The sequence below is a fragment of the Streptomyces sp. NPDC020875 genome (assembly GCF_040641415.1).
Classification (GTDB): domain Bacteria; phylum Actinomycetota; class Actinomycetes; order Streptomycetales; family Streptomycetaceae; genus Streptomyces.
On sequence record NZ_JBFADP010000012.1, the window covers coordinates 75,483 to 89,579 of the forward strand.

The following is a 14,097-nucleotide window of genomic DNA, read 5'->3' on the forward strand; positions in this document are numbered from 1 at the left end:
ACGACGGGAGGACACGACGGTGACGGGCGAAGAGCGGACGGAACAGCCCGCGGACGGCGGCGAGGAGACCGCCCCGCGGGACGGTACGGCCCCGACGGCCGTGCGGGGCGGGGGCCTGCCCGCGCAGGACGACCCCGACCTGCCCCCGGAGGCCCGGGAGGAGCACGCCAGGCTGGCCGGTGAGATCGACGAGCACCGCTTCCGGTACTACGTGAAGGACCAGCCGGTCGTCAGCGACCACCAGTTCGACACCCTGATGCGGTCCCTGGAGGCGCTGGAGGAGCGGTATCCGGCGCTGCGTACACCGGACTCGCCGACCCAGATGCCCGCCGGGGACTACGAGACGGACCTCGCGAAGGTCGAGCACCGCGAGCGGATGCTCTCCCTCGACAACGCCTTCGACGAGGAGGAGCTGACGGCCTGGGCCGAGCGCATCGCCCGGGACGTCGGCACCCCCGACTACCACTTCCTGTGCGAGCTGAAGGTCGACGGCCTCGCGGTCAATCTGACCTACGAGAAGGGGCGGCTGGTCCGCGCCGCCACCCGCGGCGACGGCCGGGTCGGCGAGGACATCACGCCCAACATCCGCACCATCGGCGACATCCCCAACAGACTGAGCGGCGACCGGATCCCCGACCTCGTGGAGATCCGCGGCGAGGTCTACTTCCCGATGGAGGCGTTCCAGGAGCTGAACGCCCGCCGGGTCGCCGCCGGGGAGCAGCCGTACGCCAACCCCCGCAACTCCGCCTCCGGATCGCTCCGCCAGAAGGACCCCAGGGTCACGGCCACCCTCCCGCTGCACATGGTGGTCCACGGCATCGGCGCCCGGGACGGCTTCGACATCGACTGCCTCTCCCACGCCTACGAGCTGCTGCGCGAATGGGGTCTGCCCACCGCCCGGTACAACCGGGTGGTGGACTCCCTCGACGGCGTACGGGAGTTCATCGCCTACTACGGCAAGAACCGGCACTCCGTGGAGCACGAGATCGACGGCGTCGTCGTCAAGCTCGACGAGATCCCGCTCCAGGGGCGGCTCGGCTCCACCTCCCGCGCGCCCCGCTGGGCCATCGCCTGGAAGTACCCCCCGGAAGAGGTCAACACCAAGCTGGTCAATATCCGGGTCGGGGTCGGACGGACCGGCCGGGTCACGCCCTACGCTCAGGTCGAGCCGGTGAAGGTGGCCGGGTCCGAGGTTGAGTTCGCCACCCTGCACAACCAGGACGTGGTGAAGGCCAAGGGCGTGCTGATCGGCGACACCGTGGTCCTCCGCAAGGCCGGTGACGTGATTCCCGAGATCCTCGGGCCGGTTGCGGATCTGCGGGACGGCACGGAGCGGGAGTTCGTGATGCCCGCCGAATGCCCCGAGTGCGGCACGGCGCTGCGCCCGATGAAGGAGGGCGATATCGACCTCCGCTGTCCCAATGCCCGGTCCTGCCCCGCCCAGCTGCGGGAGCGGCTGTTCTATCTCGCGGGCCGCAAGGCGTTCGACATCGACCACTTCGGCTATGTGACCGCCGCCGCGCTCACCAGACCGCTGGAGCCGTCGGAGCCGCCGCTGAAGGACGAGGGCGACCTCTTCGGGCTCACCGTGGAGCAACTGCTGCCGATCGTGGCGTACGTCCTGGACCAGGACAGCGGACTGCCGAAGCGGGACCCGGAGACCGGCGAGGAGAAGAAGGCCACCGTCTTCGCCAACAAGCAGGGCGAGGCGAGGAAGAACACCCTGGCCCTGCTGGAGAGCATCGAGGCGGTGAAGAGCCGTCCGCTGGCCCGGATCCTGACCGGGCTCTCCATCCGGCACGTGGGTCCGGTCGCGGCCGAGGCGCTGGCCCGGGAGTTCCGGTCGGTGGAGCGGATCGAGCAGGCCACCGAGGAGGAACTGGCGGCCACCGAGGGCGTCGGGGCGATCATCGCCGCGTCCCTGAAGCAGTGGTTCGCCGAGGAGTGGCACCAGGAGATCCTGCGCAAGTGGCGGGCCGCGGGGGTACGGATGGAGGAGGAGGGCGGAGCCGAGGAGAGCGGTCCGAGACCGCTGGAGGGCCTGACCGTCGTCGTCACCGGGACCCTGGCCACCCACACCAGGGATGGCGCAAAAGAAGCCCTGCAGAGCCTCGGGGCGAAAGTGACCGGATCCGTATCGAAGAAAACCGGCTTCGTCGTGGTCGGGGAGAACCCCGGGTCCAAGTACGACAAGGCGATGCAGTTGAAGGTGCCGGTTCTGAACGAGGAGGGCTTCGCCGTCCTTCTGGAGCAGGGACCGGACGCGGCTCGTGAGGCGGCTGTGCCCGCAGAGGCGTGAAACGGGGGCGCGTCCGGGGCGCGGGACCGGCGCCCGCCCCCGGACGAACAGGGCGCGCGGGGTGGGAACAAGACGTCCGGCGCGGGCCGGGAACGGCCGGTAACAGTCACCCGTTCAGCGCATAGCAGATGGATAAGGGTGGCCGGGTCGCATTCGGGCAAGAGCTGTAGAGCGCTGCCCGTCGGAGCCCGTCCCGGCCTACTGTTGAGACGTGCGCCTGTCGTGCACGGCTGCGTGATGGGATTTCAGTCGTGATGGCATGACTGGGATGACCATGGGGATCGCGGGAATCACCGGAACCATCGCGAGACGATCGGCACCGCCGGCTGTGAGAGGGACGGGAATGGAACCGACCGAGAGCGCCGCCCCGGTCCCGAGGGCGCGGGGGATCGCCGCCCTGACCGGTGGAGCCGCGGGTGTGCCGTCCGGACTGCCCGTCGCCGCGGTGGCGGGTGCCGGACTCGTCGTCGTCACCGGAGTCGCCGCCGCCGTCCACGACGGCCGGGCCCTCTTCCCCGGCTCCACCACCGGCTGGTCCCTGGCCGTGCTCACCGGGGTCGTCGTAGGCCATCTCGTCGCCCTGGGCCGGGACCGCTGGTCCGGCGGTACGGGCTCCGGCGCGGCGCTCACCCTGGCGGTCCTGCTGCTGTACGGCTGGATCCCCGCGGTCCTGGTCAGCCTGGCCGTCGTCACCCTGGTCGGCTCCGCCCGCCGTCAGCGCAGGCGGCACGGCCTGCTGCACGGCGCCGTCGACGTCCTCGGTATCGGCGCCGCCGCTCTCGTCCTCGCCCTCTTCGACCGGACACCGAGCGTCGAGAACCCCTGGTCGCCACTCGACTGGGGGATCGGGGCCGCGATGGAAGTCCTCATCGCGGCCTCCGCCTATCTCGCGGTCAGCCGACTGCTGTTGTGGTACGTCCAGGCGCCCCAGGGCGGCGGACTGCCCACCGTCGCCAGAACGGCCCTGCTCCGGCAGGGCCTCGTCGCCGTCGCCCTGCTCGGGATCGCCCCCCTGATCTGTGTGGTCGCCGTCGCCAGGCCGCTGCTGCTGCCGCTGTTCGCGGTGCCGCTGATCGCCCTCGACTCCACCCTGTGGATCGCCCGGGCCCGCGCCGAGGAGCAGTTGCGGGACCCGCTGACCGGGCTGCCGAACCGCCAATGGCTGCTGGAACGCACCTGGACGGCCCTGGAGGACGCCGAGGGCGGCGGCTCCCGGGCCGCCCTCGTCCTGATCGACCTCGACCGGTTCCGCTCCGTCAACGACACCCTCGGCCATCTCGCCGGTGACCGGCTGCTGCTCCAGATAGCGCAGCGACTGCGGCACGCCCTGCCGCGCGGCGCCGAGGCCGCCCGGCTCGGCGGCGACGAGTTCGCCGTCCTGCTCCCGGCCACGGACTCCATCACCAGCGCCCAGCGGGTCGCCCGCCGCCTCGCCGCCGAACTCTCCTCGCCGCTCGACCTCGACGGCCTGACCCTCGTCCTGGAGGCCAGCGCCGGGGTCGCCGTCTTCCCCGAACACGCCCGCGACGCCGAAGGACTGCTGCGCCGCGCCGACGTCGCCATGTACCAGGCGAAACGGGACCGTACGGGGGTCGAGGTCTACGAGTCCAAACGCGACAGCAACACCCCCGACCGGCTGGGCCTCCTGGGCGATCTGCGCCGCGCCCTGGACGCCCGCGAGGTCGAGCTGCACTACCAGCCCAAGGTCCGCTTCGACGGCCATGTCGCCGGTCTGGAGGCGCTGGTCCGCTGGGTCCATCCGGACCGGGGCCGGGTCCCGCCGGACGAGTTCATCGCGATCGCCGAGTCCTCCGGGCTGATGCCGCTGCTGACCGAGTACGTCCTCGACACCGCCCTCGGCCAGGTCGCCAAATGGCGCGCCCAGGGGCTGTACGTGCCGGTGGCCGTCAACGTATCGCCGCGCGATGTCCACACCCCCGGGTTCGCGGGTTCCGTCGCCGCCCGCCTCGCCCGGTACGGGGTGCCCGCCGGGGCGCTCCAGCTGGAGATAACGGAGCACGTACTGCTGGAGGACCCGCAGCGCGCGGCGGACACCCTGGCCGGGCTCACCGACCACGGGGTCCGGATGTCCCTCGACGACTTCGGCACCGGCTACTCGTCCCTGGTCCATTTGCGCCGGCTGCCGGTGAGCGAGCTGAAGATCGACCGCTCCTTCGTGGCCCGGCTGGCCGTCGACACCCAGGACGCGGAGATCGTCCGCTGTACCGTCGACCTCGCCCACTCCCTCGGGCTGCTGGTCGTAGCGGAGGGCGTCGAGGACGACGAGACCTGGGAGCGGCTGCGCGATCTGGGGTGCGACGCCGTCCAGGGCTGGCTGGTGGCCGCCGCGATGCCGCCGCAGGAGACCACGGCCTGGCTGCGGGCCCGGGGCGAGCGCGGCTGGCACCGCCAGACCGACACCCCGGCCGCCCCCGCGCCGGTGACACCCCCCGCCCCCGCGCCCGATCCGGCCGCCGCCGTGCCGCCGGCGCCGGCCGTCCAGCCGCCCGCCGCCGAGCCCGCGGCGCCCCCGGCCGCCGCCGCGAACGCCGGCTCGCTCGGCCCCGGCGAGCTGGGTACGTAACACCGCGCCCGGCCCGTCGCCGGACCCGGCGGGCCGCCGCGCCCGCGGCCGGTTCCGGAGCCGTGGCGGACCGGCCGGACCGGTCCGGATCGGGAGCGCGCGACGTCCCGGGGCCGCGCTCCCGGCAAACCGTTGCGTCATCACCCGCCGCCGCCCCATAGGATTGGGCCAAACACCCACACTCACCCTGATGAGGATCTCCGCATGCCTGGCATCACGCGCGAGGAGGTCGCCCACCTCGCCCGGCTGGCACGTCTGGAGTTGTCCGGCGAAGAACTCGATCACTTCGCAGGTCAGCTCGACGACATCATCGGCGCGGTCGCCCGTGTCGCCGAGGTCGCCGACCAGGACGTACCCCCGACCTCCCACCCGCTGCCGCTGACCAACGTCATCCGCGCGGACGAGGTCCGTCCGTCGCTCACCCCCGCGCAGGCGCTCTCCGGAGCCCCGGCCCAGGAGCAGCAGCGTTTCAAGGTCCCGCAGATCCTGGGGGAGGACTGAAAGTCGTGATGACGGACATCATCAAGCTCACCGCCGCCGAGATCGCGGCGAAGATCGCCGCCGGCGAACTGACCGCCGTCGAGGTCACCGAGGCCCATCTGGCCCGGATCGACGCCATCGACGAGAAGGTCCATGCCTTCCTCCACGTGGACCGGGAGGGCGCGCTCGCCCAGGCCCGCGCGGTCGACGCCAAGCGGGCGGCGGGCGAGAAGCTCGGCCCCCTCGCGGGCGTCCCGCTGGCGCTCAAGGACATCTTCACCACCGAGGGCGTCCCGACCACCGTCGGCTCCAAGATCCTCGAAGGCTGGATCCCGCCGTACGACGCCACCGTCACGCGCAAGCTGAAGGAGGCGGACGTCGTCATCCTCGGCAAGACGAACATGGACGAGTTCGCCATGGGCTCGTCCACCGAGAACAGCGCCTACGGCCCCACCGGCAACCCCTGGGACCTGACCCGGATCCCCGGCGGCTCCGGCGGCGGCTCCAGCGCCGCGCTCGCCGCCTACCAGGCGCCGCTGGCGATCGGTACGGACACCGGCGGCTCGATCCGCCAGCCCGCCGCCGTCACCGGCACCGTCGGCGTCAAGCCCACCTACGGCGGGGTCTCCCGCTACGGCATGGTCGCCTTCTCCTCCTCGCTCGACCAGGGCGGCCCCTGCGCCCGTACGGTGCTGGACGCGGCCCTGCTGCACGAGGTCATCGCCGGGCACGACCCGCTGGACTCCACCTCCATCGACGCCCCGGTCCCGCCGGTCGTCGAGGCGGCCCGCAACGGCAGCGTGGCCGGGATGCGGGTCGGTGTCGTCGCGCAGTTCCGCGGCGACGGCTACCAGGCCGGGGTGCTCCAGCGCTTCGACGAGTCCGTCGCCCTGCTCAAGGAGCTGGGTGCCGAGATCGTCGAGCTGGACTGCCCCTCCTTCGACCTGGCGCTCTCCGCGTACTACCTGATCGCGCCGTCCGAGTGCTCGTCCAACCTGGCCCGCTTCGACGCCATGCGCTACGGGCTGCGGGTCGGCGACGACGGCACCAAGTCGGCCGAGGACGTCACTGCCCTCACCCGTGAGGCGGGCTTCGGCGACGAGGTCAAGCGCCGGATCATGCTCGGTACGTACGCCCTCAGCTCGGGCTACTACGACGCCTACTACGGCAGCGCCCAGAAGGTCCGGACCCTGATCACCCGGGACTTCGAGAAGGCGTTCGAGCAGGTCGACGTGATCGTCTCGCCGACCACGCCGACGACCGCGTTCCCGATCGGGGAGCGCGCGGACGACCCGATGGCCATGTACCTGGCGGACCTCTGCACTATTCCGACCAACCTGGCCGGGAACGCCGCGATGTCCCTGCCCTGCGGACTGGCCCCCGAGGACAACCTGCCCGTCGGACTCCAGATCATCGCCCCGGCGATGAAGGACGAGCGACTTTACAAGGTCGGCGCCGCCGTCGAGGCCGCGTTCGTGGAAAGGTGGGGACACCCACTGCTGGAGGAGGCACCGTCGCTGTGAGCGCATTCAGTAAGGCCAAGGGCTTCAAGAAGTCGAAGGCGGGCACGTACCTGTCCATCGGTACGACCGCGTTCGGCGCGCTCGCCGTCGCCAAGCAGGTGCGGACGGCCCGTGACGAGCACGACACGCTGCGGCTGGTCGACGCCGTCGTCACCGGCGCCGCCATCGTCACCGGTATCGCCCTGCTGCTGCGCGAACTGAAGCGCCTCGGCGACGACGACGTCCTGCTGGGCTGAGAGGGAAAGTTCTGCTGTGACCATCACTGAACTGGTGTCGTACGAGGCGGCGCTCGCCGCGTTCGACCCCGTCATGGGCCTGGAGGTCCATGTCGAACTCGGTACGAAGACCAAGATGTTCTGCGGCTGCTCCACCGAGCTGGGCGCCGAGCCCAATACGCAGACCTGTCCGACCTGTCTCGGTCTGCCCGGCTCCCTCCCGGTCGTCAACGCGATCGGAATCGAGTCCGCCGTCAAGATCGGCCTCGCGCTCAACTGCGAGATCGCCGAATGGTGCCGCTTCGCCCGGAAGAACTACTTCTATCCGGATATGCCGAAGAACTTCCAGACCTCCCAGTACGACGAGCCGATCGCCTTCAACGGCTATCTCGACGTCCAGCTGGAGGACGGCGAGGTCTTCCGGGTGGAGATCGAGCGCGCCCACATGGAGGAGGACACCGGCAAGTCGACGCACGTCGGCGGTGCCACCGGTCGGATCCACGGCGCCTCGCACTCCCTGCTCGACTACAACCGGGCCGGTATCCCGCTCATCGAGATCGTCACCAAGCCGATCACCGGAGCGGGCGAGCGGGCCCCCGAGGTCGCCCGGGCGTACGTCGCCGAGCTGCGCGAGCTGATCCGGGCCCTCGGGGTCTCCGAGGCCCGGATGGAGATGGGCCAGATGCGCTGCGACGTCAATCTGTCCCTGATGCCCAAGGGCGCGGAGGTCTTCGGCACCCGTTCGGAGACCAAGAACGTCAACTCCCTGCGCTCCGTCGAGCGGGCCGCGCGGTTCGAGATCCAGCGGCACGCCGCCGTACTGGAATCCGGCGGGAAGATCATTCAGGAGACCCGGCACTTCCACGAGGACGACGGCTCCACCACGTCCGGCCGGGTCAAGGAGGAGGCCGAGGACTACCGGTACTTCCCGGAGCCCGACCTCGTGCCCGTCGCCCCGGCCCGGGAGTGGGTCGAGGAGCTGCGGGCGGGCCTGCCCGAGCTGCCGAGGGTGCGGCGCAACCGGCTCCGCGAGGACTGGGGCGTCTCCGAGCACGACATGCAGTCCATCCTGAACGCGGGCGCGGTCGATCTGATCGTGGCCACGACGGACGAGGGCGCCCCGGCCGACCAGGCGCGCAAGTGGTGGATGGGCGAGCTGGCCCGTAACGCCAACGAGTCCGGCCGGTCCCTGGACGAGCTGCCGATCACCCCGGCGCAGGTCGCCCGGGTGGCCGCGCTGGTCGCCGCGGGCGACCTCAACGACAAGCTGGCCCGCCAGGTCATCGAGGGCGTGCTCGCGGGCGAGGGCGACCCGGACACCGTCGTCGAGAAGCGCGGCCTGAAGGTCGTCTCCGACGAGGGCGCGCTCGGCACCGCCGTGGACGACGCGATCGCCGGGAACGCGGCGATCGCGGAGAAGATCCGCGGCGGCAAGGTGGCGGCGGTGGGCGCGCTGGTCGGCGCGGTCATGAAGGCCACCCGCGGCCAGGCCGACGCGGCCCGGGTCAAGGAGCTGATCCTGGAGCGCCTCGGCGTCTCGGAAGGCTGACGGCGCGCCGTGACGGCGCGGTAGTGGGGGAGGGCGGTCACCCGGTGACCGCCCTTCTCTTCTTTGCGCGGGGAAGGGCCTCGTGCGCCGGCTGCGAGGCTCGTGCGGCGCGATGCGCCCTGTGCCCGTGTGATCGGCCGCGGGTCGTTCGCGGTTGCTCGCGCAGTTCCCCGCGCCACCATTGCCTGCGGCCATGGTGGGGGACCCCCGGGCGCCGCTGGTGCCTGCGGCAACGGGGGCGCGGGGGTCAGGCGCGGATGCCCAGGCCCGGGAGGAGGAGTTCGCCGCGGTCGCGGCAGGTGATGTCGCGGGCCCGCAGCTGGTCGGGGGAGACCGTGCCCCGGGCGCGCAGCTCGGTGAGGACGATCCGGGCGCCCTCGGCGGCGTCCGCGAGGTCCGGGTCCGGGAACTCCGCCTGCCACCAGCCCCGGTCGTGGCTGTGCCAGCCCCGGGAGCGCATCAGCCGCTCGTGCTCCGGGGAGCACGGCCCGTCGCGGTCGTCCACGGAGACGACCAGACCGTCCTCGATCCCGTACGACACCTGGAGGCGACGGCCCCGGTCGGCCGCGCTGGTCAGGGTGAAATGCGCCCAGTCGTCGCCGACCTGCACCGGGAGCTGCTCTATCCAGGCGCCGAGCAGCAGGGCCAGGGCGCTCTCGAAATGGTCCAGGCCGGGCATCGGGCGGGCCGAGGGGTGTTCGGCGGGGCGCTCGCCGGGGCCGCCCCGGTCCAGCCGCCAGAGGTAGGGCAGCAGATCGACGTCGTGCGGTTCGGTGATCGTCCAGGCGCCGCCCCAGCTGAACGAGCGCCGCTCGGCGGCCTCCAGCAGGGCCGTGTCGTGGACGGAGAGCAGGGCCCAGTGGCCCGTGCCGTTGAGCAGGACCGTACGCCCGCCGTCCCGCCAGCGGACATCGGGGCCGCAGGCCGAGCCCCCGTAGAGCGTCGGCTCGCCGAGTCTGGCCACGATCGCCCCGTAGACCTCGCCGAAGCACTCCCGCCGCCGTCTCAGCGGGGAGCCCGGCTCGAAGGAGAGCACGGGCACCGGGGCGCGGCCGATGAACTCCCCGGGTGTGTCGAAAAGCGCCCGGGCGAGGTCGGCGGCGGCGTCCGGATCGAGGATCGGCCGGTTGGTCCCCGTGGTCTCCATGTCACCCATCGTGCCAGCCGCCACTGACAATCGGGTGGCCCGCCCGATTGCGCCCCGGCAACCGGAACAGGCCGTAGCGGAAAGGGGGTTGGGCGGCCGGGGTGGGGCGAGCCTTCCAGAAGGGCGCCCTCCGGCGCAGAGCAGCCGACCGTGATCGCCGGAGCGCCCCCGGCGCTCGTCCCGTGTGCCGGGCCGCCGGGGGCTCCCCGCCGACTGTGAGGAAGCCCACGAAATACCCTCAAAGGGGCAAACGATCACGATTGGCTGGCAGAGTGCCCACAGAGGCAGGGGCTCTCCCCGCCTCGTACTTCTGTGAGTTTCTTCGCGTTCTTTGCGGGCTGTCCCGACTCCCCAGTCAAAGATCCACGAACCACCAGGGAGCACGTCGTTGGCAGCCATCGCCCGGTGGTGCATCGCGCACCGACTCGCCACCGTCCTCATCTGGCTGGCCGCCCTGGTGGGTACGGGTACGGCCGCGATGGTCGCCGGAACCGCCTACTCCACCGACTACGACGTCCCGGGCACCGAGTCGAGCCGGGCCGCCGCCCTCGTCGCCGAGGGCTTCCCCGAACTCGCCGGTGAGGGCGACACCGTCGTCTGGCACACTGAACGCGGCACCGTGAGCGCCCCGGCCGTCCAGGAACGGATGACCGCCGCGCTCGACGAGATCGCGGCCGTGCCCGGGGTGGCCGCCGTCTCCGGCCCCTACGGCGCCGACGGGGCGGGCCGGATCAGCCCGGACGGCCGTACCGCCTATGCCGAACTCGTCTTCGACCGGCCCGTCGCGGAGCTGCCCGAATCCCGGATCGCCGAGGTCACGGCCGTGGCGGAGGGCGCGCGCGACGACGGGCTGCGGGTGGAGCTGGGCGGCCCGGCCGCCGGGGCCGCCGCATCGTCGCCGGGTCATACGGCGGAGGCCGTCGGGGTCGCCGTCGCGGCCGTGGTGCTCTTCCTCGCCTTCGGCTCCCTCGCCGCCAGCCTGCTGCCGATCGCCACCGCCCTGGTCTCGGTCGGTACCGCCTACGCGGGCATCGTGCTCCTCGGCCGGGTGATGACGGTGGCCGACTTCGCCCCCATGCTGGGCATGCTGATCGGCCTCGGGGTCGGGATCGACTACGCCCTCTTCATCGTCACCCGCCACCGCAAGGGGCTGCGGGCCGGTCTCCCGGTCGCCGAGGCCGCGCGGAACGCCGTCGCCACCACCGGCCGGGCCGTCGTCTTCGCCGGGGCGACCGTCTGTATCGCCCTCCTCGGCATGCTGATCCTGCGGCTGGACTTCCTCAACGGCGTTGCCGTGGCCGCCGCGCTGACCGTCGTGCTGACGGTGGCCGCTTCCGTGACCCTGCTCCCGGCCCTGCTGTCGTACATAGGACCCCGGGCCCTGGGCGGCCGGGAACGCAGAAGGCTGGCCGAGCACGGGCCCCGGCCCGAGGTGCCGACCGGGTTCGCGGCCCGCTGGGCGGCCCTGGTGGAGCGCCGCCCGGTGCTGCTGGGGGCCATCGCCGTGGTCGTGATGGCGGTCCTGGCGCTGCCCGCGTTCTCCCTCCACCTCGGCACCTCCGACCAGGGCAACAATCCGGCGTCCTCGACCACCCGCAAGGCGTACGACCTGCTGGCGCACGGCGGCCCCGGGCAGGGCGAGGGTTCCGGCGGCGGATTCGGCCCCGGGGTCAACGGACCGCTGACCCTGGTCGCCCGGATCGACAGCGCCGCCGACCGGGTCGCCGCCGACCGGCTCCCGGAGGCGCTGCGGGACGCGCGCGGGGTGGCCTCGGCGGGACCGGTGACGTACAGCGGGAACGGGGATACGGCGCTGATCACCGTCGTCCCCGATTCGGCGCCGCAGTCGAAGGCGACCAGCGAACTGGTCGACCGGCTCCGCGGCGAGCTGCTCCCCCGGGCGACCGCGGGTACGTCCCTGACCGTGCTGGTCGGCGGGGTGACCGCGGGGTACGACGACTTCGCCGAGGTGATAGTCGGCAAGCTGCCGCTCTTCGTGGGCGCGGTCGTCGCCTTCGGCTGCGTACTGCTGCTGCTGGCCTTCCGCTCCGTGGGCATTCCGCTGAAGGCCGCGGTGATGAACATCGCCGCCGTCGCCTCGTCCTTCGGGGTGGTCGTGGCGATCTTCCAGTGGGGCTGGGGGAGCGAGCTGCTGGGGCTCGGCCGGGCGGGCCCGATCGAGCCCTTCCTGCCGGTGATCATGGTCTCGGTGCTCTTCGGGCTCTCCATGGACTACCAGGTCTTCCTGGTCAGCCGGATGTACGAGGAGTGGCTGGAGACCGGCGACAACCGGCGGGCGGTCCGGGTCGGCCTGGCCGAGACCAGCCGGGTGATCAACTCCGCCGCGGTGATCATGATCGCGGTCTTCCTCGCCTTCGTCCTCAGCGGCGACCGGGTGATCGCCATGTTCGGGATCGCGCTGGCGGCGGCCGTCGCCCTCGACGCCTTCGTCCTGCGGACCCTGCTGGTACCGGCCCTGATGCATCTGCTCGGCGGCGCGAACTGGTGGCTGCCCGGCTGGCTGGAGCGGCGGCTGCCCCGGATATCCGTGGAGCGTCCCGACTGCCGCCGTGCGAAGATCCCCGAACAGCGGTACGCGCACGTCGGAGCCGGTGGCGGACCGGCCACCCCGGTACCCGGACCGGATCGTGACGCCCCGCGCGACAGCCGGCGCCTCGGTACGACGAAGGACGGATGACGATGTTTGCGATACCCCTGCGGACCCGGGACGGCGAGCGGGCGGAGCTGCGGCCGCTGGAGCCGTGGCAGTCCGAGGAGTTCTACGCCCATGTCGAACGCGGCCGGGAGTTCATCGGCCGGTACATCGGCTTCGCCGATGCCGCCGCGGACCCGGCGGGCGCCCGGACACTGCTCCAGCGGTACGCGGACCGGCAGGCCGCGGGCGGCGGCCGGATCTACGGCATCTGGCTGGACGGCACCCTCGTCGGCGGAGTCCTCTTCGTCTCCCTCGACGACAAGGCGGGCACCTGCGAGGTCGGCTGCTGGCTGGAGCCCGCCGCGGTCGGCCGGGGGCTGGTGACCCAGTCCGTACGCATTCTCATCGACTGGGCCGTCGACGCCCGGGGCGTCCACCGGGTCGAGTGGGTCGCCGCCTCCGCCAACACGGCCAGCGTCAATGTGGCCCGGCGGCTCGGGCTGCGGCGGGACGGCGTACTGCGGGAGTCGTTCCCGCACCGGGGCGAGCGGTACGACATGGAGGTCTGGTCCGTACTCGCCCCCGAGTGGCGTGAGCTGCGGGAGACCGCGAAGGCGGAGGCCGGGGGAGCCGGGGCGCGGGCGGAGGGCTGACCCTTCCGCCCCGTTCAGCCGGGTGCGGGTGGGGGTTCGGCCCGCTCCGGCGGCAGGGAAACCGGTGGTGGGCCCGGGGTCCCCGGTGCTCCCATGAGCCCATGACCTATACCACCGTGACGGACCCCGCGGCCGTGCTCGCCCTCTACGACCGGCGGATCCGCCGGGACGCCGTCGACCACACCCCGGGGAATCTGGTCGAACGCGTCGGCGACGTCGTACGGTTCACCGGACCCGACTGGAACGGCGTCCTGTGGTCCGGCCTCGACGAGACCACCGCCGACGCGGCCATCGCCGCCGAGGCCGCCCACTTCGACGCGCTCGGGGTCGCCGCCGAATGGAAGCTCTACTCCCACGACCGGCCCGCCGACCTCGCGGATCGGCTGGTCGCGGCCGGGTTCGTACCGGAGGACGAGGAGACCCTGATGGTCGGCGCCGTCACCCCGCTCGCCGTGGAACCGGTCCTTCCGGAGGGGGTACGGATCGTCGACGTCACCGACGCCGAGGGCGTGGCCCTGATGGACGAGGCGCACCGGGCCGCCTTCGGACCCGGCTCCGCCGATACCCGCGAGCTGCTGCTGCGCTGTCTCGGCCAGGACACGGCCGCGCTGACCCTGGCGATGGCCGGGGACGTACCCGTCTCGGCCGCCCGGCTCGAATTCCACCCCGGTACGGGCTTCGCCGGTCTGTGGGGCGGCGGCACGGTCCCCGAGTGGCGCGGGCGGGGCGTCTACCGGGCCCTGGTCGCCCACCGGGCCCGGCTCGCGGCGGCCCGCGGCTTCCAATGGCTCCAGGTCGACGCGGGCGCCCAGAGCCGCCCCGTACTGGAACGGCTCGGCTTCCGGGCCCTCGCCACGACGACGCCGTACGTCCGCCCGGGTGCGCGGCGCGACTGAGCCGGTGCCGGGCCGGGGGCTTCGGACCGAGGGCGCGCTCCGGTGCGGTGTGGTCCGGTCTGGTGAGGGGCCTTCCGGCCCGGCGGTGTACGGCT

Annotated in this window: 10 protein-coding genes; 9 read left to right on the forward strand and 1 reads right to left on the reverse strand. The window is 72.5% G+C overall.

Translation table 11 applies throughout. From position 1 onward, the window contains the following. Positions 1-115: 115 nt before the first annotated feature. The 6 genes from ligA to gatB all read left to right on the forward strand — a co-directional run bounded on the left by ligA (position 116) and on the right by gatB (position 8,650). Positions 116-2,299 (forward strand): NAD-dependent DNA ligase LigA, encoded by a 2,184-nt coding sequence (gene ligA / locus AB0G74_RS09360; protein WP_361142576.1) that lies wholly within the window; start codon positions 116-118, stop codon positions 2,297-2,299. Positions 2,300-2,642: 343 nt separating this feature from the next. After that, positions 2,643-4,883: a bifunctional diguanylate cyclase/phosphodiesterase gene (locus AB0G74_RS09365; RefSeq protein ID WP_361142434.1), complete on the forward strand. Its 2,241-nt coding sequence runs from the start codon at positions 2,643-2,645 to the stop codon at positions 4,881-4,883. Between the two features lie 204 nt (positions 4,884-5,087). Further along, entirely contained in the window at positions 5,088-5,384 is a 297-nt protein-coding gene (gatC, locus tag AB0G74_RS09370; protein ID WP_361142437.1) for an Asp-tRNA(Asn)/Glu-tRNA(Gln) amidotransferase subunit GatC, read from the forward strand. 8 nt (positions 5,385-5,392) lie between these two features. Continuing rightward, positions 5,393-6,886 (forward strand): Asp-tRNA(Asn)/Glu-tRNA(Gln) amidotransferase subunit GatA, encoded by a 1,494-nt coding sequence (gene gatA, locus AB0G74_RS09375; protein ID WP_361142440.1) that lies wholly within the window; start codon positions 5,393-5,395, stop codon positions 6,884-6,886. Then, the gene (locus tag AB0G74_RS09380) at positions 6,883-7,122 is read left to right on the forward strand and encodes a hypothetical protein (protein WP_361142443.1); all 240 of its coding nucleotides are present in this window, start codon (positions 6,883-6,885) and stop codon (positions 7,120-7,122) included. The genes gatA and AB0G74_RS09380 overlap by 4 nt, the downstream gene beginning before the upstream one ends. Positions 7,123-7,138: 16 nt before the next feature. Beyond that, positions 7,139-8,650, forward strand: coding sequence for an Asp-tRNA(Asn)/Glu-tRNA(Gln) amidotransferase subunit GatB (gene gatB, locus AB0G74_RS09385; RefSeq protein WP_361142446.1), 1,512 nt, complete (start codon positions 7,139-7,141; stop codon positions 8,648-8,650). A 247-nt stretch (positions 8,651-8,897) separates the two neighbouring features. Here the strand turns inward: gatB and AB0G74_RS09390 are convergent, their stop codons facing one another. Continuing rightward, positions 8,898-9,797 (reverse strand): hypothetical protein, encoded by a 900-nt coding sequence (locus AB0G74_RS09390; protein WP_361142449.1) that lies wholly within the window; start codon positions 9,795-9,797, stop codon positions 8,898-8,900. Positions 9,798-10,185: 388 nt separating this feature from the next. Between AB0G74_RS09390 and AB0G74_RS09395 the strand changes: the two genes are divergently transcribed. The 3 genes from AB0G74_RS09395 (at position 10,186) to AB0G74_RS09405 (ending at position 14,002) form a co-directional block, all read left to right on the forward strand. Beyond that, entirely contained in the window at positions 10,186-12,495 is a 2,310-nt protein-coding gene (locus tag AB0G74_RS09395) for an MMPL family transporter (protein WP_361142452.1), read from the forward strand. Between the two features lie 2 nt (positions 12,496-12,497). Further along, positions 12,498-13,106, forward strand: a complete 609-nt coding sequence (locus tag AB0G74_RS09400) for a GNAT family protein (RefSeq protein WP_361142456.1) — start codon at positions 12,498-12,500, stop codon at positions 13,104-13,106. A 101-nt stretch (positions 13,107-13,207) separates the two neighbouring features. Continuing rightward, on the forward strand, positions 13,208-14,002 hold the full coding sequence (locus tag AB0G74_RS09405; protein ID WP_361142458.1) for a GNAT family N-acetyltransferase: 795 nt from the start codon (positions 13,208-13,210) through the stop codon (positions 14,000-14,002). The last annotated feature ends 95 nt before the right edge of the window (positions 14,003-14,097 follow it).

Excerpts from the sequence above, each read along its gene's own strand:
- gatC (WP_361142437.1), top strand. The coding sequence starts at position 5,088 with ATGCCTGGCATCACGCGCGAGGAGGTCGCCCACCTCGCCCGGCTGGCA.
- AB0G74_RS09390 (WP_361142449.1), bottom strand. The coding sequence starts at position 9,797 with ATGGAGACCACGGGGACCAACCGGCCGATCCTCGATCCGGACGCCGCC.
- AB0G74_RS09365 (WP_361142434.1), top strand. The coding sequence starts at position 2,643 with ATGGAACCGACCGAGAGCGCCGCCCCGGTCCCGAGGGCGCGGGGGATC.
- gatA (WP_361142440.1), top strand. The coding sequence starts at position 5,393 with ATGACGGACATCATCAAGCTCACCGCCGCCGAGATCGCGGCGAAGATC.
- AB0G74_RS09400 (WP_361142456.1), top strand. The coding sequence starts at position 12,498 with ATGTTTGCGATACCCCTGCGGACCCGGGACGGCGAGCGGGCGGAGCTG.
- AB0G74_RS09405 (WP_361142458.1), top strand. The coding sequence starts at position 13,208 with ATGACCTATACCACCGTGACGGACCCCGCGGCCGTGCTCGCCCTCTAC.